Source organism: unidentified bacterial endosymbiont, assembly GCF_918320885.1.
GTDB lineage: Bacteria > Pseudomonadota > Gammaproteobacteria > Enterobacterales.
The window spans coordinates 942,877-961,418 of the sequence record NZ_OU907312.1 but is presented as its reverse complement, the minus strand read 5'-3'; the positions used below and the strand labels follow the sequence as shown (position 1 = coordinate 961,418).

22 protein-coding genes, 1 other RNA gene and 3 pseudogenes are annotated in these 18,542 nt (G+C 49.3%); 8 read left to right on the top strand and 18 right to left on the bottom strand.

Annotated elements, in window-relative coordinates; all coding sequences use genetic code 11:
• Window positions 1-11 precede the first annotated feature (11 nt).
• From NL324_RS04870 to sctE, 7 genes are all read right to left on the bottom strand, one after another.
• Window positions 12-293 carry an EscG/YscG/SsaH family type III secretion system needle protein co-chaperone gene (locus tag NL324_RS04870; protein ID WP_253306558.1) on the bottom strand — a complete coding sequence of 94 codons (282 nt, stop codon included), beginning with the start codon at window positions 291-293 and terminating at the stop codon, window positions 12-14.
• On the bottom strand, window positions 290-517 hold the full coding sequence (gene sctF, locus NL324_RS04865) for a type III secretion system needle filament subunit SctF (protein ID WP_253306557.1): 228 nt from the start codon (window positions 515-517) through the stop codon (window positions 290-292). The genes NL324_RS04870 and sctF (NL324_RS04865) overlap by 4 nt, the downstream gene beginning before the upstream one ends.
• Window positions 518-617: 100 nt before the next feature.
• A complete protein-coding gene (sctF, locus tag NL324_RS04860; RefSeq protein ID WP_253306556.1) occupies window positions 618-833 on the bottom strand; it encodes a type III secretion system needle filament subunit SctF in 216 nt (71 codons plus the stop codon).
• Between the two features lie 20 nt (window positions 834-853).
• A complete protein-coding gene (gene sseE, locus NL324_RS04855) occupies window positions 854-1,282 on the bottom strand; it encodes a type III secretion system effector protein SseE (protein ID WP_253306555.1) in 429 nt (142 codons plus the stop codon).
• Window positions 1,279-1,689 carry a hypothetical protein gene (locus NL324_RS04850; RefSeq protein WP_253306554.1) on the bottom strand — a complete coding sequence of 137 codons (411 nt, stop codon included), beginning with the start codon at window positions 1,687-1,689 and terminating at the stop codon, window positions 1,279-1,281. The genes sseE and NL324_RS04850 overlap by 4 nt, the downstream gene beginning before the upstream one ends.
• 43 nt (window positions 1,690-1,732) lie before the next feature.
• The gene (locus tag NL324_RS04845) at window positions 1,733-2,266 is read right to left on the bottom strand and encodes a hypothetical protein (protein WP_253306553.1); all 534 of its coding nucleotides are present in this window, start codon (window positions 2,264-2,266) and stop codon (window positions 1,733-1,735) included.
• Window positions 2,267-2,293: 27 nt separating this feature from the next.
• Complete coding sequence (gene sctE / locus NL324_RS04840; RefSeq protein WP_253306552.1) at window positions 2,294-3,586, bottom strand: type III secretion system translocon subunit SseC family protein; 1,293 nt, start codon at window positions 3,584-3,586, stop codon at window positions 2,294-2,296.
• Window positions 3,587-3,673: 87 nt separating this feature from the next.
• Here sctE and NL324_RS04830 point away from each other — a divergent pair.
• Together NL324_RS04830 and NL324_RS04825 are read left to right on the top strand one after the other, a co-directional pair.
• Window positions 3,674-4,839: pseudogene (locus NL324_RS04830) on the top strand (IS3 family transposase).
• A 28-nt stretch (window positions 4,840-4,867) separates the two neighbouring features.
• Window positions 4,868-5,596, top strand: coding sequence for an inverse autotransporter beta domain-containing protein (locus NL324_RS04825; RefSeq protein ID WP_253306551.1), 729 nt, complete (start codon window positions 4,868-4,870; stop codon window positions 5,594-5,596).
• Window positions 5,597-5,633: 37 nt separating this feature from the next.
• On the opposite strand, the gene NL324_RS04820 is transcribed toward NL324_RS04825, so the two are convergent.
• The gene (locus NL324_RS04820; RefSeq protein WP_253307079.1) at window positions 5,634-6,572 is read right to left on the bottom strand and encodes an IS3 family transposase; all 939 of its coding nucleotides are present in this window, start codon (window positions 6,570-6,572) and stop codon (window positions 5,634-5,636) included.
• The gene (locus tag NL324_RS04815; RefSeq protein WP_253305847.1) at window positions 6,500-6,799 is read right to left on the bottom strand and encodes a transposase; all 300 of its coding nucleotides are present in this window, start codon (window positions 6,797-6,799) and stop codon (window positions 6,500-6,502) included. Before NL324_RS04815 ends, NL324_RS04820 begins: the two co-directional genes overlap by 73 nt.
• 119 nt (window positions 6,800-6,918) lie before the next feature.
• On the opposite strand from NL324_RS04815, the gene NL324_RS04810 reads away from it, so the two are divergent.
• Together NL324_RS04810 and NL324_RS04805 are read left to right on the top strand one after the other, a co-directional pair.
• On the top strand, window positions 6,919-8,418 hold the full coding sequence (locus tag NL324_RS04810; protein ID WP_253306550.1) for an Ig-like domain-containing protein: 1,500 nt from the start codon (window positions 6,919-6,921) through the stop codon (window positions 8,416-8,418).
• Between the two features lie 43 nt (window positions 8,419-8,461).
• Window positions 8,462-8,878: a CesT family type III secretion system chaperone gene (locus NL324_RS04805; protein ID WP_253306549.1), complete on the top strand. Its 417-nt coding sequence runs from the start codon at window positions 8,462-8,464 to the stop codon at window positions 8,876-8,878.
• Between the two features lie 36 nt (window positions 8,879-8,914).
• On the opposite strand, the gene ffs is transcribed toward NL324_RS04805, so the two are convergent.
• The 6 genes and pseudogenes from ffs to NL324_RS04775 all read right to left on the bottom strand — a co-directional run.
• An RNA gene (gene ffs, locus NL324_RS04800) (signal recognition particle sRNA small type) lies at window positions 8,915-9,010 on the bottom strand.
• Window positions 9,011-9,574: 564 nt separating this feature from the next.
• Window positions 9,575-10,834: an FAD-binding oxidoreductase gene (locus NL324_RS04795; RefSeq protein WP_253306548.1), complete on the bottom strand. Its 1,260-nt coding sequence runs from the start codon at window positions 10,832-10,834 to the stop codon at window positions 9,575-9,577.
• Window positions 10,835-10,843: 9 nt separating this feature from the next.
• Window positions 10,844-11,368 carry an IS630 family transposase gene (locus NL324_RS04790; RefSeq protein ID WP_301282740.1) on the bottom strand — a complete coding sequence of 175 codons (525 nt, stop codon included), beginning with the start codon at window positions 11,366-11,368 and terminating at the stop codon, window positions 10,844-10,846.
• Entirely contained in the window at window positions 11,335-11,853 is a 519-nt protein-coding gene (locus tag NL324_RS04785) for a helix-turn-helix domain-containing protein (protein WP_253305868.1), read from the bottom strand. Before NL324_RS04785 ends, NL324_RS04790 begins: the two co-directional genes overlap by 34 nt.
• A gap of 34 nt (window positions 11,854-11,887) precedes the next feature.
• Window positions 11,888-12,076, bottom strand: coding sequence for a hypothetical protein (locus NL324_RS04780; RefSeq protein WP_253306547.1), 189 nt, complete (start codon window positions 12,074-12,076; stop codon window positions 11,888-11,890).
• Between the two features lie 100 nt (window positions 12,077-12,176).
• A pseudogene (locus NL324_RS04775) lies at window positions 12,177-12,368 on the bottom strand (chorismate-binding protein); the annotation flags it as partial.
• Between the two features lie 64 nt (window positions 12,369-12,432).
• Between NL324_RS04775 and NL324_RS04770 the strand changes: the two are divergent.
• Window positions 12,433-12,651, top strand: a pseudogene (locus NL324_RS04770) (helix-turn-helix domain-containing protein); the annotation flags it as partial.
• A gap of 72 nt (window positions 12,652-12,723) precedes the next feature.
• Here the strand turns inward: NL324_RS04770 and vapC are convergent.
• Window positions 12,724-13,146: a type II toxin-antitoxin system tRNA(fMet)-specific endonuclease VapC gene (gene vapC / locus NL324_RS04765; RefSeq protein ID WP_253306546.1), complete on the bottom strand. Its 423-nt coding sequence runs from the start codon at window positions 13,144-13,146 to the stop codon at window positions 12,724-12,726.
• Window positions 13,146-13,376, bottom strand: coding sequence for a type II toxin-antitoxin system VapB family antitoxin (gene vapB, locus NL324_RS04760; RefSeq protein WP_253306545.1), 231 nt, complete (start codon window positions 13,374-13,376; stop codon window positions 13,146-13,148). Before vapB ends, vapC begins: the two co-directional genes overlap by 1 nt.
• A 372-nt stretch (window positions 13,377-13,748) precedes the next feature.
• Between vapB and metG the strand changes: the two genes are divergently transcribed.
• From metG to NL324_RS04745, 3 genes are read left to right on the top strand one after another with little or no spacing between them, the layout of a single operon-like run.
• Entirely contained in the window at window positions 13,749-15,797 is a 2,049-nt protein-coding gene (gene metG / locus NL324_RS04755) for a methionine--tRNA ligase (protein ID WP_253306544.1), read from the top strand.
• 52 nt (window positions 15,798-15,849) lie between these two features.
• Window positions 15,850-16,446 (top strand): 5'-deoxynucleotidase, encoded by a 597-nt coding sequence (gene yfbR, locus NL324_RS04750; protein ID WP_253306543.1) that lies wholly within the window; start codon window positions 15,850-15,852, stop codon window positions 16,444-16,446.
• Window positions 16,433-17,743, top strand: a complete 1,311-nt coding sequence (locus tag NL324_RS04745) for an anti-phage deoxyguanosine triphosphatase (RefSeq protein ID WP_253306542.1) — start codon at window positions 16,433-16,435, stop codon at window positions 17,741-17,743. The genes yfbR and NL324_RS04745 overlap by 14 nt, the downstream gene beginning before the upstream one ends.
• Here the strand turns inward: NL324_RS04745 and hda are convergent.
• Window positions 17,738-18,451: a DnaA inactivator Hda gene (gene hda, locus NL324_RS04740; RefSeq protein ID WP_301282775.1), complete on the bottom strand. Its 714-nt coding sequence runs from the start codon at window positions 18,449-18,451 to the stop codon at window positions 17,738-17,740. The genes NL324_RS04745 and hda overlap by 6 nt on opposite strands.
• Window positions 18,452-18,542 lie beyond the last annotated feature (91 nt).

Here is an 18,542-nt window from a genome sequence, read left to right as displayed (position 1 = left end):
CCTGGGATCTATTATTGGGGAGCTAAGCAAGCTAGCTCAGGATGAGCCTCGATAATCAATTGCCGTAACTGCAGCGCTTCAGGCGTCAGTAAAGTCGTTAAACAGAGCAGGGCGGCGGCGGGCTTTGATAGCCCAAACAGCACCAGTGCTTGGCAGATCGCCCGCGTCTCAGGCTCGGGGATCAACTCAGGAAAGGCCGCAACAATGCGCTCTGCCTGCAGGGTTAACCCATGATTAATCGCTGCGAAAGCAGTCGTCACAATCAATTGACGCGTTGCTGGCGGCAACTTCATAGTTTACTAATAATCCCGCCGATTAAATCACGAATAATCTTCACCATGGAGCTCTGATAATTAATAAAGTTAGAATATTGGTTCAGCATAAATTGGGTTTTCAACGTCTGCTGGGGATCATTTAAGCCATTCTCACTGTTCAGAGCTTCCATGGCCTGCTTAATAGCCCCCGCCGACTCCTCAGATAACTGTTCTAATTTATTAATAATTAGGGTTAAATCCATCCTACCCCCTGCATAATGACTGCTGCTATCCTAACTGGCATCGATGCCGATAGAGAGACAACCTGACTGCAGAATAAGCAGTATGTCGCAGGTTGCTTGATTATATTTTAGCGATAATCCCGCCGATAAGATCTTTATAAGTCTTTAATAGCGTACTCCCGTAGGTGAGATAGGTAGCATACTGGAACAGCTGAAATTGGTTGGCCAACATCTTCTCCGGATTGCTGATGAGACTCAGGTTTACACTGCTATTGACCCCTTGGATAGCTTGAGTAGCACCCTTTGAAACTTCTGAGACCATATTGTCTAAATCCATGAACTCTCTCCGCTAGGCTATTAATGGGTGGCCTGCCGTTGGCAGGGATAAATTAACCAGTGATCGCCCTCAATATCGGAGCGAGTCGCGCCCTGTTGTTCCAAGACTTCCGCTAACTTGCTCCGTAACCGCTGCTCGCGGGCAGTGCCAGTGGTGCGCAATAAGCCCCGTACCTCCTGAATCTCTGGGACCTGCTGTTCGATCTGGTGGATCAACGCCACAAATTCAGAGACAGCACTATGGACCCCTTGCGGCCCCTGCCGGGCCTGCAGATCACAGATCAATAACTGATGATGATCGACCTTAAAGACCAAATTTAGATAGTCGCCCTGCAGCGATCGTCCCATTTCAAAACCACTATTCGCAAAGTAAGCCACGCTAGTCTGGCACCCTTGGCTAGCGAGGTAATGGCTCAGGGCATCCAAGGCTGCCGGCTCACCTCTATTCACCAGCGCACCGCGGTGGCGATTTTGCCATACAGGTCGTTCATCTCCCGCTGAACGTCACGCATCTGTTGTGAAGCCGCCCGTGCCTGCTCATCCCGAATGCCTTGCTCGCGTTCATTGAGACTCTGCAGCCCTTTATCACGATCTGCATTGACTTTCGCCTGACTAGAGGCTGCAGTATCTTTCATGGAAACGACTTGGCCGATAGGGGTCAGTATGGCAGGGGCTTGTCCGCCTAGTTCCCCGAAACTACTTCGCGTATTATTTCTATTTATTTTTTTACTGATCGCTTCCATAGAGTCTGGGGTGCTTCCCCAGTTAGCCGGATTCTTCTTAGAATTTTTGATCTTTTGCCATTGAGAGGTGGCGTCTTTTTTATTAACTTCAGAGAAAGCCTCCCCTTCACTCATTCCTTCGTTTTTGATTAACTGATTGACTTTAAATTGCTTAGATTCAGCACTGCCTATTGCCAATAGCCCCTTTCACTTTCAGAGCCGATCCGGCTAACCCAGCAACCCCTCCAGCTATCCCTATAGCCATAGTCTTGGTGGCAGCGCTTTGGCTTTTCGTAATTGAATCCTGCTCTTTCTGATAGGCCTTCTCCTGCAGAGTGATTGCCTGTTGCTGCTGCTGGATGGCATGATCACGCTGCAGATCACGCATCTTGCTGAGCAATTTATTCATCTCTAGCATTAAACTGTTCATATCGAGGTTGGGTGCGCTTGCACAAAGGCTTAAACCTTTTTTGACCCCCTCAGCGGCAGCCAGGCTCTTCTCCAATTGCTGGCCTTTGGTGGTTTCATCCGGGCCATTCATAAAACCCTGGAAATTTTGCAAGGTATCCTGCATCTGCTGACGCAGCAGCGTGCCAGACTTTTTTGAAGCCTCTGGCGTGGCTGGCACTATTTCATCGACCTCATGAGTAGTCGTCATGGGATAATAGTCTGTAACTTTAGTGATTGTGGGTTCAGCATTAATGCGACTCATAGCAATAACCTCTCAATGATAAACCATTTAAGCTAAACTCCCGGCAATACGACTCTGTAAACCAGCGCTCTCTTTCAGTAGATCGCTGGCAATCGCAGTGGCATCCCCTTGCTGTCGATAGAGATCAGACATCCCTTGCTGTAGCTGTTTTCGTTGTTTTTGGTAATATTCTAAAAGGGTATCTAACAACCAGCTCTCATTTTGCAGTTTTTTGATCTCTGCTTGCAGCATGGCCCCTTTATAGTCGTAGTAAGTGTTCACCCCGCCTTCGACGGCTGTAGTGCCGACCGCAACGCCTTTGGCCACACCGGAGACCGTCTCCAGCCGATTTCCCGGGGCGACGAGCTTTTCGGTTTTTTTAACGATCCCTTGACCAGCTTGTTTCAGCGTTGCCCTCGGCTGTTTAATTTTATTGACCGCACTTTTCCCGAAATTTTTGATCTGATCCATGGTTTCAGTAGCCTGGGCTGGCAGTGCTTTAAACCACTCGACGAGTTTTGTTAAGGCTTTGGACATCTCTTTCAATATTCCTTGACCTAGCTGCTTTAAGGCAGCCTTCACTCCCTGTTGTCCTGCGGTTTTTACTAGAGCACTCCCCGCCGACAGGGCTGCTTTGCCTGCACTAGTCATCAACGAAGCACCACAACTCAGTATCGAACCAGCGATGGTTAGTCCTAAGGCCACTTTGCCCATCCACTCCGGAGCATCATCACCCATGGCAAGCTGTACGGTCTCGATAACCGCGGCCGCTAGGAGGGCTACGGCGCCAGCCATTGCCACTGGATTCATAGTAACGGCTGCCCATACAACACTCGCTACTGCCGTAATCCAGTTAAAAATTGCCCCGAATATCCCAGATTTTTTAGCTTTTTCCTGTGCCTCTAGCGCTTTAGCCGCCTCCTCAATCTGCTTTTGCAGCTGATTTTCCATGACTTGATTGCTCGCGGCCGCATTAATCTTTTGTGATTGCAGCATAAAAGTACCGCTAATATTATTGATCTTGATCATTAAGGTGGTCACCACCATCAACAACTGATCCATCGACGCTTGACCCACAAAAGTTTGTAATGAACCTTGAGCAGCCAACAGCGGAGAGTGCTTATCTACCAGGTTGTCTAATACTGCCTCAACTTGACTGGGTTTCACTGTGGCCGGAGCAACGCCTAGTCCAGACCACAGCAGTTCCGGGGCGAGTGAATCCTCATCCTCTTCGAACTGGCGCTCGCCCACTGTACCGTTAGCGATCGCCTGACGGGCGGCGATTAACCGCTCTGAGCGGTGCGACTGGTTGACCGAGGAGCCCGTAACCGCATGCTGCACGGAGTGCCCCTGATCTTGCTACCCTTTAACGGACACAACGAAGAGGAACAAAGCGTATAATTTTTTGTTACTTTTTGAGGTGAAGTTATGAATCAAGGGGAATCAAGGAGCTATGATAAGGAATTCAAGCTGAATGCGGTAAAGCTGTATCACAGCACTGGTAAAACGCTCTGTCAATTGAGCGAGGAATTGGGAGTTCCCAAGAGTACATTGGCAGGGTGGGTCCATCAGCATAACAAGGATGGTGCAGAGGCTTTCCCGGGCAAAGGATACCTGAAAGCGTCTGATGCTGAGCTCAGTCAATTGCGGAAAGAATTGGCGATAGCACGCGAAGAGAGGGATATCCTAAAAAAAGCCTTGGGCATCTTCTCAGTGGCCCGCAAGTAAAATACCAGTTTATGCAAAAGCATGCTGGGGAATTCAGCGTAGAGAGGATGTCCAACGTGTTAGGTGTATCCCGCAGTGGCTATTATCAGTTTATCAAGGCTGAGCCATCCAAGCGCTATTGTGAGGATGAGCGTTTAATATCTGAAATTAAAGAGGTTTATACCATAAGCAACCAAATTTACGGTAGCCCACGTATCCATGCTGAGTTACGAGCTAGAGGTGAGCGCTGTTCACGCAAACGGGTTTGTCGGCTAATGAAAGCAGCCCATATTGCGGCTAAGATGAAAAAACGATTTAAGGTAACCACAATAGTCGATCCAAAGGCCGCAGTGGCGCCTAATTTACTCAAGCAGAAGTTCACAGCCACTCGCCCTGATCAATACTGGGCAGCAGATATTACCTATATTCCGACCCAAGAGGGATGGTTGTATGTTGCTATCGTACTGGACCTGTTCTCTCGTAGTATCGTGGGGATGGATATGCAAGCTCACATGACCACCGAGTTAGTAGCCGCAGCATTACGCCAGGCAATAACACGGAGGAAGCCTGCTGCAGGTCTCATCCACCACTCCGACCGAGGCAGCCAGTATACCAGCAAAGGATTCAAGGCTGTATCGGCGCATCACCAGATAACGCTTAGCATGAGTAGTACGGGCAATTGTTATGACAATGCAGTAGCAGAGAGTTTTTTCCATACCTTAAAAACAGAGCACACCCACTTTGAACGTTTTGAGAGCAGAGAACAAGCCAAATTGAGCATTTTTGAATACGTAGAAGTGTTTTATAACCGACAGAGACGGCACTCAACGCTAGGCTATCTGTCTCCTGTAAATTTTGAAAAAAATTGGTTATCCCAGGTCGCTTAAGGTTTCTCTTCTCTGTGTCTAAAAAAAGGTGGCAAGATCACTATCGAGTTCCCCCGCCCCTCTGGCCAGTGAGCAGCAAATCGCTACCCTGCTGCAACAGAGCGCCAGTGTACGGGGCGAACGCTGGTTTAGTCAATTTGGACGCGCTCGAATAAACCTCGGGAGTAACTACCGCTTTAAACAGTTTCACGGGGAGCTAGCACTGCTGGTGCCCCTCGATGAGTCCTGCTCGCGACCGCTGACTTTTAGTCAATTGGGGATACACTACTATGATAGCCAACCGGTAGCCAATATTGGACTAGGGCGGCGTCATCTTATTCAAGATTGGCTCGTGGGTTATAACGCCTTTTTAGACCAACATCTGAAGCGCCCCCACTCGCGTTTAGGCGTTGGGGCAGAGCTGTGGCGCGATTATCTGAAATTTTCTGGCAATGGTTATTTTGCGGTTAGTGGCTGGAAAGAGTCTAAAAAGGTGGAGGGCTATCAAGAAAAAGCCGCCAGTGGCTTTGATCTCCGTGCGCAAGGTTATTGGCCGAGCTATCCCCATCTGGGGGCACACTTGCTGTTTGAAAACTACTTCGGCGACCAGGTCGCGCTATTTGACAAACAGCGTGAGGATCGGCAGAAGAATCCGCTGGCCGCTACCCTCGGCATCCACTACACCCCAGTGCCCCTGTTCACTATCGGCGTCGACCATAAAATAGGCCGTAAAAGCAAAAAAGAGACCCGATTGACCTTACAATTCGATTATCTCTGATCTTGCCACCTTTTTTTAGACACAGAGAAGAGAAACCTTAAGCGACCTGGGATAACCAATTTTTTTCAAAATTTACAGGAGACAGATAGCCTAGCGTTGAGTGCCGTCTCTGTCGGTTATAAAACACTTCTACGTATTCAAAAATGCTCAATTTGGCTTGTTCTCTGCTCTCAAAACGTTCAAAGTGGGTGTGCTCTGTTTTTAAGGTATGGAAAAAACTCTCTGCTACTGCATTGTCATAACAATTGCCCGTACTACTCATGCTAAGCGTTATCTGGTGATGCGCCGATACAGCCTTGAATCCTTTGCTGGTATACTGGCTGCCTCGGTCGGAGTGGTGGATGAGACCTGCAGCAGGCTTCCTCCGTGTTATTGCCTGGCGTAATGCTGCGGCTACTAACTCGGTGGTCATGTGAGCTTGCATATCCATCCCCACGATACTACGAGAGAACAGGTCCAGTACGATAGCAACATACAACCATCCCTCTTGGGTCGGAATATAGGTAATATCTGCTGCCCAGTATTGATCAGGGCGAGTGGCTGTGAACTTCTGCTTGAGTAAATTAGGCGCCACTGCGGCCTTTGGATCGACTATTGTGGTTACCTTAAATCGTTTTTTCATCTTAGCCGCAATATGGGCTGCTTTCATTAGCCGACAAACCCGTTTGCGTGAACAGCGCTCACCTCTAGCTCGTAACTCAGCATGGATACGTGGGCTACCGTAAATTTGGTTGCTTATGGTATAAACCTCTTTAATTTCAGATATTAAACGCTCATCCTCACAATAGCGCTTGGATGGCTCAGCCTTGATAAACTGATAATAGCCACTGCGGGATACACCTAACACGTTGGACATCCTCTCTACGCTGAATTCCCCAGCATGCTTTTGCATAAACTGGTATTTTACTTGCGGGCCACTGAGAAGATGCCCAAGGCTTTTTTTAGGATATCCCTCTCTTCGCGTGCTATCGCCAATTCTTTCCGCAATTGACTGAGCTCAGCATCAGACGCTTTCAGGTATCCTTTGCCCGGGAAAGCCTCTGCACCATCCTTGTTATGCTGATGGACCCACCCTGCCAATGTACTCTTGGGAACTCCCAATTCCTCGCTCAATTGACAGAGCGTTTTACCAGTGCTGTGATACAGCTTTACCGCATTCAGCTTGAATTCCTTATCATAGCTCCTTGATTCCCCTTGATTCATAACTTCACCTCAAAAAGTAACAAAAAATTATACGCTTTGTTCCTCTTCGTTGTGTCCGTTAAAGGGTAGCAAGATCACTCCTCGATCTCCCCTGGGAGTATCAAATTGATCCGCATAAAGTGGCCGCCTCTCGTACCCTCAACATTGGGAAGTATGACTGGGTACAGCGGAATAATCGTTTAGTGCTCCAATACCGTCAACTAGCACCCATTAGTTTACGCCTTCCCCCTTCGGATCAATTGGTAGGTTTTCCGGAGGAGAAGATCCCTCTAGCCGCTACGGTAGAGGCGCGTTTTGGCTTTAAAGCGATTAACTGGAACAGTGAGGCGCTCACCGCAGCCGGGGGAACTATTAAACACTTGGGGGATACCCGCTATGAAGTTATTTTACCAAAAAAACCGGGGCGCTACCCGCTGATCGGCATTGCCGTGGATCAACAGGGTAACCAATCCACGGCTGCCACCACAGAAATCACGGTAAAACAACTGATTACCTTAACGCTTCCCCGTCAGCTGTTTGGCGGACCAGAAGAGACACTCCCCCTCGAGGTTCAAGTGGAAGCACACTTTGGCTTTAAAGAGATCACTTGGGATGACCACGTGCTCACCGAAGCCGGAGGAGCCGTTAAAACCTTGGAGGATGGGCGCTATCAGATTACCTCCCCTAAAGCGCCGGGAAGCTATCTATTGACCGGCATTGCCGTGGACAAACAAGGGAATAAATCCAGTGCTGCCACTACCGAACTGGTCGTCAGTGATGTGGTGTTAAAACTACCGCCGCAAGTACACGGTACGCCAGACGGCACCGCTGATTTGCCTATAGAGGTGTTCGCATCCAACGGCTTCAAAGAAATTCGCTGGGAGGCCGCTGAATTTAAAAAAGATGGTGGCGCTCTTTTTGCAACGCCTGGTGAAGAGCATGAACACTGGAGTCTAGATTTACCCAACCAGGAAAAAACCTATATCATCACTGGTATCGCTGTTGACAAAGCAGGTAATCACTCCCGACCAGCCACGGTGCAAGTGATTGTTAAAAAAGAGCTTTCTGCAGTCAAAATCGAGGGCCCAGAAACTAAAGAGTTACCTGCTACCTGGCTGTCTGGAGAGACCATAGAATTGACGGCTAGCGGCGGTGATGGTACGTATGCATGGACAACTAGTGATGACACGGTAGCGTCCATTGATGATAAGAAGGATGGCCACTGTATCGTCACGATCAAAAAGACTGGGGCAGCGACGATTAAAGTCACTAGTGCCGGTGACACTGCATCCTATACAGAACTAGAGGCAGAGCAGCCTCTCTTACAAGCCATGGATAATACGCTACGCAATTACCTAGAGTCTGAGGCGTATTGTAAGGATAAAGGAGGTTCGCTCCCAAATGACCAGATTCTAAAGGATATTTTACAAGTCAGACTAAAAGAAGTTGAATCGTGGGCCAGAAAGACCTTTGAACCAGTCGAAAATAAAAAATTTATTTCCTGGGTAAAAGATGAAGAACCAGGTAAGGAAGGTGAAGGGAATTGGAAACGACCTGGATATGATTTAGCCACGGGCAAACCTTATATCCAACTGGAGGGTGCCCAAGAACTATGTACCATCTGTCAATTTAACCCTTAACTAACGGACTCGCGGCCACCGTACACGCTGTGAAGGACTCTCTATGTCAAGCCGTGCTGAAGCCCTACTGAGTGATCTGAGTCAATCGATTGGCATTAAAGATCTCGCCTTTGATGAGCAACGGATGTGCTCCTTTATTATCGATGATCACTACCGCGTCACCCTGCTCGCCAGCAGTGATGAGTCCCTATTGATCTATGGAATTTTAGGCAGTTATCCCGATCCCGACCCCGATAACTTCGCGCTAGAGCTGCTGACCACCAATCTGCTGTTTGCTGAGGTCAACGGGCCTTATGTCTCGTTTGAACCGATCTCACGGACCCTACTGCTGGCGATCTCTCTACCGTTGGATGAGCTGGACGTGGCCGCCCTGGAGGCGCAGATAGAGTATATGGTGCAAAATCAGGAGCACATCACTAAGACCTTGGCAGAGCGCAATATCGTGCTCACCCTGCGTTAGCCGGCTAGCCGTAGTAGACCTTTGAAAGGTGGGGGGGCTACCCAACGCATCTCAGCACCTGTTCAATTTACGACGGCTGCTTCCTTCCGGACCTGACCGAGTTGATAAATGAACAGTGCTGGAGGACCGATAGCTCCCCCATAGCGCACAACGCTTTACCGACTGTGCGGGCGCATTATCGCGCATTGCTATCGATAACGCAATCCCTATGCGCTTCCACAACAGTAGACCTCACGGCGTCGCGGCCTAAGCGTAGAAGTTTGCACTTACTCTGTTAATCCAGCTCAAACTGACTCCAGGCTAACGGGCTGCTCTTCTCCTCAAGGGGTGCTGGCGTGTTTGCTTCAATGGTCATCTTTGTGGTTAATCCTGCTGCGGCCATCCCAGCTATCGCGGAGAGTCTAGTGGCTTGGGTTGCGGTTATTGGGTTGATCGGAGTAAGGGCGTAGGAGAACGACATATTTTTATAAAAACGGGCGAACAGCAGTCGTCAATGATGGGGTGATGTTCGGTGACTGCAGTGCCTATTTCTTAAGGGGTTTAAAACCTGCCATTATACAGCAATAAACGATAATAGAAGCAGCTGCTTCTGGCCTTCAACCGTATGAACTGTGATTTAGAACACTTCTCTTCCGAAAGCCCACTGTGAAGATGGGTATAGCCAGCGGGTTGTCATGGTGGTAGTCAGTGGATTGGTCAATGATCGGGTAAAAGGATATCACCCAGGTAGTTTTTGTAAAATTGATTCATAAAAACGCCTTGGGGATTGTAGCGCTTGATCAACGTTTTAAACTGCTGCTGTTGGGGGTAAGCAGTGCTAAATTGCTGCTTGGTTTGATAAGCACGGTAGGGTAAGTAGTAGCTACCCCCTAACGCTAGTGCCCGATCAGTGATTTTTAAAACAGTGGTGCGGAGTTCACGTTCAAAAGCTACGGTTTTAGGACCACGGAAAAACATCACAAAAGCTATCCGCTCTTCCGGCGCATAACGCAGCAAACTTTCCTGATCGGGCTGTAGGTCCCTGATGGTGATATTCATCAGTGGCTTGCTGAGATCCGGGTGCAGTGACTGCAAAAAATCCACAAAAGGTTTAAATTGTTGCAGAGGAATAAAAAACTCTTGTAGGAGATCAACCTGTTCTGAGTTCTGGGTCACGTAGTTACTGGTCGTGTGATATAACAACTGGTTGCGTGATAAATACTGATAAAGTTTGCTCAACCAGCTACTGGACTCTAGCAGCCACCGTAGTTTTTTGAAAAAATTGCTGCCATAGGTTTGTGCGAAAAACCAGTTGGTGATGCCTTGGTACCATTGATGATCGGTCATGGTACTCCCGGTTAGCGGCTGATCCTGATTTTCGTAGAGACGCACGATAATGCTGCGCAGAAAATGGTCTCGATGTAAGGAGAAACGCCCAAAAAACAGCTCTGCTTGTTGATTTTGTTTGATCTGCTGATAGAGAGGTAAAAAATCGGTGGACTCAATGACCCACTGTTTAAGCTGGTAGGCGCCGTTACGGGTTACTTTCAGATCGACATCGATGATAATACCCAATAGACCATAGCCCCCTATCACCGCCTTAAAAAGCTCAGCGTGCTGGTGACGGCTACAATAGCGCAGCGTGCCATCGGCCAGCAGTAGGTGGAGACCTTCGACTGTGCCAATAATCGGCGGTTTATTGAACTGCCAGCCGTGCGCATTAACTGCAATGCTACCCCCCACGCTAAAATCACAGTCTGATTGCACTACCGCCAGTGACCATCCTAAAGGATCTAAGTACTCAATCACCTGTTTCCACCGAGCACCCGCTTGGATGCGGATAACATCCGGAGCAACCATACTCATATGATTGAGTGCTGAGAGATCAAGCACCACCCCATCATCGTTTAGGGTATGTCCGCCTTGGCTATGCTGTGTTCCCCGTAGAGAAATTGTACGGTGCTGCGCAGTACTCATTTTGATAAGTTATCGCGAAAAATTAACTGCAAAAATATTGCCATAAGAGCTCAACAAGCGGTTAATTTCTGTATTGATAGTTTGTTTACTCCAGGTTACCAAGCGGCGCCAATGATACTTAGCTTGTTTCCAAACTATCTCAATCAAATTAAGCTCTGGACTATAAGCGGGAAGATAAAGAAGTACCATATTGTTCTCCACGAACCACCGTTTCAATGTCTCTTGCTCAATGCCATGATGAATACTGGCATTATCTAATACCACAAAGGTATAGCGTTGCTCACCCTTCTGGGCAATATCCTCTAAAAAGTCAACGACCTCTTTTCTTGTCACATTTTGCTCAATAATCTTATGGGACAAGGTGTTAGCTGAAAAATCTAAAGCCCCCAGTACCGAACGTCTGCAGTGTGGTTTTGGTTCTACCCGATGCGGCTGCCCTCTAGGTCCCCAACCATTCTGAACAGGAGGGGTAGAGGAAAAACCACTTTCATCAAAATAGATCAAACGATATTTGTTGTCTTCACGGGAGAGCAATTTGAGCCTTGAGAGTACAGCTGATTTTGCAATGTAACAGGCTTCATCACGTTTTTTTTAAGTGAATAACGTGATCTTTTATAGGAGAGCCCTTGCTCTTTAAGCGCCGAAGCGAGTGTTTCTAGCGTGCAAGGTAAGGCACCATGTTCAGCTTCCACTCGTTTGGCTATGCCTGCTAAACTCAATGATTCCGAGCATGCAGCGTCGACAGCACTGGCAACCATTTCTGGCGACAGCGCTCGTGGTCGGCCGCCGTTATATTGACAAAGCAGGCCACAAATACCTGCTCGGCGCCACCTATGGATCCAGTTATACACCGCTCGAAAACTAACCAAAAGCTCCTTGGAAACTTCAACCGGTTTGAGTCCCTTGGCTAGTAGTAACAGTCCAGCTCCTCGCATCCTGGTCTCTCTATAATGATGGTTTAAAGATAGTTGTTGTAATGTAAAGCGCTCAGTTTCTGTCAATTTTATGGACAATTTCATTGGGCAACAGCATGCAGAGTGAAAATTCATATCTTTAGCATAACTCATTGCATTTCATTTTTATAGAGCACTTAACACGGCGCATAAACTGCACACTGTTCTGCTGAGGCACCATGATAATTTCAGGCGTTTGGGTCGACACACTCGCAGAGGTATCCTTGATCCCGTGTGCTTGGAAATTGATCACTAGGAGCGCTAACATCCCTAACAGGTAGTAGTTCATACTTTAGCTAACAGTTCCTTGTTTTTCCGGTTTGAAATAGGAGGAGACTCTGCTGAACGATACCAGAAAATTAACGGTTATTGGCATTTAAATTGTCCGGTTAAGCCAGTTTTCTGTTTCTCAGCTCCCCAAACTTCAGTAGCGGTAAGATTTTATTCAGCTTATCAAAGGTCTCTTGGTATTCAGCCTCCACCTCACTATCAGCGATAATGGCGCCACCAGCCCAGCAGTACAGCCGGTTTTTTTCGGCGAGCAGCGTTCGGATAGCGATATTCGTATCCAGCGTTCCGCAACAACGGTTATCCGTTTCGATAGTTGCACACACTAAACAACATCAAATTAAGCAGAATAACCTCATGCTGTACAGTACTGAAAAACTCATTAAAAATAAAGTTGGGCTACTGAATCTTGCTGAAGAGCTAGGAAATATATCCAAAGCTTGTAAGATCATGGGTTATTCTAGAGAGAACTTTTATCGGGACCAGGAAGCAGTGGCTGAGGGTGGCGTTGAAGCCCTGCTGGATAAGAGTCGTAGAAAACCCAATTTAGCCCATCGAGTTGATCCACCACTTGAAGATCATAACACCAATAGAAATTTATACCGGACGCCGTGTTGCGCTTATTGCGTGAATCCAGCTTTTAGCCGATCACTCCATGGGGCCATCACCTGAAGGGGTCCAGTCTACGGATCGTAGACCTGGGACACGTTCAAATTCACGTAGGTTGTTAGTCACTATGATCAACCCTTTAGAGCGAGCATGCCCTGCAATCATCTGGTCGTAAGGCCCTATACTCTTACCGTTCCTGGCTAATTCAGCTCTGAGTTGACCGCTATGCTGAGCAGCCGAAGCATCATAAGTGAGCACCTCAAGACGTGCTGAGAAGCCTTCTATAATATCTAGGTTCTTTTTTTTATTTGCCGATTTTTCAGCACCGTAAATAAGCTCCATCAACGTAATAGAGCTGATACAAATCTGCCCATGATGATATTTGAAAGTGTCACAGACTTCACGAGGTTTGTTTTTAATGGTGAATATACAGATATTGGTATCAAGCAGATACTGAAGCATCAAAATTCCTCGCGAATCTGATCGGTTGATTGTTCACGTATGGCCATGAAATCGTTATCAGCAGGTGGCCCATCAAACCAGGTGTCCCATATTTCTCCAGCAGGAGTAATGATACGAGTTCGACCTATAGCGACTATATCAACCCGTTTCACATCATCAGGCAAGGCTACCGCTTTAGGTAATCTTACTGCCTGGCTGCGATTGCTTTTAAAGATAGTAGTTTGTTCCATAGGTATCCTTTCATTATCTATGGGTCTCAGGTATATCCAATAGTAGCATATCTTTAGGATATGTCAAAGGGATATACATCAACTGGTTGCCACCATACTGTCGTAAAACAGTTGTTTTGCGACACCCTACCCCACCGTCCCGATTTTATCGAAAAAACCCCTCAAAAATAGATGGCAAACCAGGTTGCAAATTGATAGTGTAGGGAAATAAAAATTTTATGGTTTTCCGGCTAGGTTGGTTGGTTACTGATGAGTGTCATCCAATGCCGATCGTCAAAGCTAATCTCTCCCCGAACCAGTCCATACCGAGTTTACGCCACGGCTTCCTAAGCCATGGGTGAAAGATAACCCCGTTAAAATACCGTTAAACCGATGATTGACAAGACTAGAACCCTATTAGTAACCACGGCCCTCTCCTACGCCAATGGAGCGATTCATCTGGGACACCTGTTAGAGCAGATCCAAGCCGATATTTGGGTGCGCTTTCAGCGCCTACAGGGCCACCGGGTCCTCTTTATCAGTGGCGATGATACCCATGGCGCCCCAGTGATGCTCCAGGCCGAACGGCTGGGAGTGACTCCCGAGCAGCTGATTGCCCAGATGCAGGCGGAGCATCAGCGCGATTTTAAAGCCTTTTCAATCAGTTTTGACCACTACCACACCACCCATAGCCCGGAAAATCAGCAGCTGCTGGAAACCATTTATCACCGGCTACAACAACAGGGGGTGATCACCAGCCAGACCATTGAACAGCTGTATGATCCGCAACAGCAGCAGTTTCTCTCCGACCGTTTTATCCAGGGCCACTGCCCTCGCTGCGAAGCAGCCGATCAATATGGCGATCACTGCGAGCAGTGTGGCGCCACCTATGAGGCTACAGAGCTGCGCCATCCCCACTCTACCCTGACCGGTGCGGTGCCCGTGCTCCGACAGAGCGACCATTTTTTCTTTGATCTCCCCGCCTTCAGCGATTGGTTACAGATCTGGACCCGCTCAGGGAGTCTGCCCGATACGATGGTGAATAAACTGCAAGAGTGGTTTCACTGTGGTCTGAAACCGTGGGATATTACGCGGGATGCCCCCTATTTTGGCTTTGCCATCCCGGACGCTCCTGACCAATACTTCTACGTCTGGCTCGATGCGCCGATAGGCTATATGGCGATCTGCCAGCATTTTTGCCAACAACAGCCAACCCTCTCCTTTGAACAGCTCTGGAGCCCGGAGAGTACCGCTGAGCTCTACCACTTTATCGGCAAAGATATCGTCTACTTTCACAGCCTGTTCTGGCCGGCGGTCTTAAAGAGTGCCGGCTTCCGCTTGCCCACTAAAATTTTTGTACATGGGTTTGTCACGGTGAATGGCGCTAAAATGTCCAAATCCCGCGGTACCTTTATTACAGCACACACCTATCTCCAGCACTGTGATGCGGACTATCTGCGCTACTACTACGCGGCTAAAACCATGGCAACCATTGAGGATCTCGATCTCCATCTGGAAGATTTTAGGCAGCGCGTCAACAGTGATCTGGTCAATAAAATCGTCAACTTAGCCGCCCGCTGTGCCAGCTTTATTCAGCAGCAATTTGATCACCAACTGGCCGCCACCTTGTTTGATCCACCGTTATATCAGATCTTTATGGATGCTGAGCCGCTGATTGCTGAAGCTTATAACAGCCGTGACTGTGCGAAAGCGATTCGCCAGATCCAGCAATTGGCCGATCGGGCCAATGCTTTTATCGATCAACAAACCCCCTGGCAGCTGGCCAAACAGCCGGAACAGCGTGAACGACTCCACGCGGTCTGCTCGCTCGGTATCCACTGCTTTCGGCTATTGATGATCTATCTGAAACCAGTGGTCCCCTCGTTAGTCCAACGGGCCGAAGGCTTTTTAAACGAGGAGCTGACCTGGACAGCCATTCACCAGCCGCCCTTGCTCAACCACCGTCTGAACCCTTTTACACCGCTGTTACGGCGCCTGGAACCAGGACAGATCAAGGCAATTTTGGCGGAGAGCGCCTCGGGATCTGTGGTGACCACCGCGCCAACTCCCCCACCGGCCGCTGCGGATAGTTCAGCCTATGAACCCCAGGCCACGCCGATTACGCTGGATGACTTCAGTCGGGTCGATCTCCGAGTCGCGCGCATTCTGCAGGCGGACCTGGTGCCCGGTGCCGATAAGTTGCTAAAGCTGCAGCTCGATGTGGGAGCAGGAGAGACCCGCCAGGTGTTTGCCGGCATTAAAAGTGCTTACCCACCCGAGGCGCTGGAGGGGCGTTTAACCATTATGGTAGCCAACTTAGCGCCTAGAAAAATGCGCTTTGGGATCTCAGAAGGCATGGTGCTGGCCGCGGGGGCTGGTGGCAGCGAGATTTTCCTCCTGCAGCCTGACAGCGGTGCACAACCTGGGATGCGGGTGAAATAACCGCTACACGGGTGTTACCGATTGATTGCCATCTCTTGTGTGTGAGTCCACCATGAACCAGAGCCACTTTACTGCTTATCTGTTCCGCCTCAAGCTCATTAACCGTTGGCCCTTGATGCGCAATGTGCGCACAGAAAATGTGGCAGAACATAGCTGGCAAGTCGCTTGTGTTGCCCATCTGCTGGCACTGATTGATAATCGCTACTTTGATGGCGCACATCAACCGGCCGAGATAGCCCTACTGGCACTCTATCATGATGTGAGTGAAGTCCTCACCGGTGATCTGCCAACGCCGATTAAATACCACAATCCACAGATCGCCACGGAGTATCAAAAAATTGAAAAGATGGCACAACAGAAGCTGCTCACGCTGCTGCCAGAGGCGCTGCACGCCGATTTTCAACCGCTATTAACCACCCATCAGGATGAGGCGGCTCAACGGTTAGTCAAGCAGGCTGATATGCTCTGCGCCTATCTAAAGTGTTTAGAGGAGCTACAGGCCGGTAATCATGAATTTAAAGCGGCCAAAACGGTGATACAAACCAAATTAGCGACCTGGCAAAGCCCGGCGGTAGCGTACTTTATGCGCCACTTTGTCCCCAGTTTTAATCTCTCATTGGATGAGCTTAATCAAAATGAGAGCCTCTGATCATAACCCTTGGGCCGCCCGCTGGGGCCGCGAGCAGCACGCTCGCCGGGATGATTGGCGCTCCCCCTGTGAACGGGACTACAGCCGTATTTTGCACTCGGCTGCCCTGAGGCGGCTACAGGGAAAAACCCAAGTATTCGGCGCTGGACAGCATGATTTTTATCGCACTCGCCTAACCCACTCGCTAGAGGTGGCACAAATTGGCGTCGGCTTACTCACCCAGCTGCAGCACTGCTATCCAAATGAGGCCGCGCACCTGCCTGAGCCACGGCTTATCGAAAGCCTGGCACTGGCCCATGATATCGGGCATCCCCCCTTTGGTCATGGGGGAGAAACGGTACTGAATACCCTGATGCAGCCCTACGGGGGCTTTGAGGCCAATGCACAAACCTTGCGCATTGTCACCCAGTTGGAGCCCTATAGCGAGCAGCACGGGATGAACTTGACCCGGCGTACCCTGCTGGGGTTATTAAAATATCCACGACTACGAGCCCCTAGTCTGCCTGTGGATCGCCCGACCGTGCCCCCTCAACCCCCGTTGACACTGTGCAAACCGCTCAAAGCGCTCTATCAAGAGGAGGCAGCCTGCTTGGCGTGGATTCTCCAACCGCTGAGTCACCGTGATCAACAGCGCTTAACCCGAAACCCTGAGCCCTCAACCACCCCGCTGGTGATCTTAGATTGTGCAATCCTATCGCTAGCCGATGATATCGCTTACGGGATCCATGACTTAGAAGATGCCATTGTGTTGGGATTGATTACAGCACAGCAGTGGCAGTCGATTGCACAGCCGCTGATACTGTGTGGTGATCCCTGGTTAACAGCGCAGCTACCAACGCTCACCCAGCAGCTGTTTTCCGGCGAGCACCACCAACGTAAACAGGCCATTGGGGCCTTGGTCAACCGGCTGATCAGCGATGTGACCCTACAACCGTTCGAACCAGCCTTTGACACGCCACTGTTTGCTTTTACAGCCACCCTAACCCCGCCCCTCAATGAGGCGTTAATACTCTGCATGCAGCTGGTCGACCACTTTGTCATCCAGAATACGCTGGTGCAACGCTTAGAGTATCAAGGGCAGCAGCTGATTAGAGGGCTGTTTGCGGCCTTCAATAGCGAGCCGGAACGTCTGCTACCGGAGCATAGCCGCCAGCGTTGGCAGCGAGCTGCTGAACAGCCAGGCAATCCACAGCGGGTGATCGCCGACTATATCGCTGGAATGACGGACGGCTTCGCGCAGCAGCTCTACCAGCAGCTCTTCATGCCAACAACCGCCAGCGCTATCTGGCCCTTATAAATGAAGGATGGTTTTAACAAAGGGAATGGTGAGTTTACGATGGGCTACCATCGAGGCTTGATCCAGGCAATCCAGGACGCCAAATAGTGATCGCAGATCACGGCGTAACCGTTTAATCAAAAACTGCCCCACATCCTCGGGCAGTTCAAATCCCCGCCAGTGGGCTCGCAGTTGTAAAGCTTGTAATTTATCCTGATCGGCCAAGGGCTGCAGCTTATAAATTGGCCCCCAATCGAGCCTAGAAGCGAGATCAGCGAGCGTTAGTTTCAGTTGCCGTGGTGCTTGATTAGCCGCCATCAGCAGTCGAGTGCTCCCCTGCTCCCGGATGCGATTATAGAGATCAAACAGCGCTAATTCCCAAGCGCTATCTCCAGCAATCGCCTCTACATTATCAATACAGACCAAGGCTAAATGCTCCATACCCTCTAGTAGATCCGGTGAGAAACTCTGGCGTCTGTCTAAGGGAAGATAAGTGACGGCACTCCCTTGGGTTGACAGTTGTGCACAAGCAGCCTTTAATAGGTGGCTTCGGCCTGCACCGGGGTGTGACCAAAAATAGAGATAGCCACCGCGCTGCTGCAGGCAAGTGGTGATAGCCTCCAGTAACTGCCGGTTTTTCCCGGGGTAAAAATTAGCAAACGTCTCATTATCTGGGAAATAGAGCGGCAACGACAACTGTGTGGGATGATCCAGAGGGACCTCAGTCAATGACACTGTCATACCAGCGATTTTAACATGAACCTAGCAGACAGGAAAACAGCAGCCTCTTTTACACCCTGAAACGAAAGAGAGCAGTAGA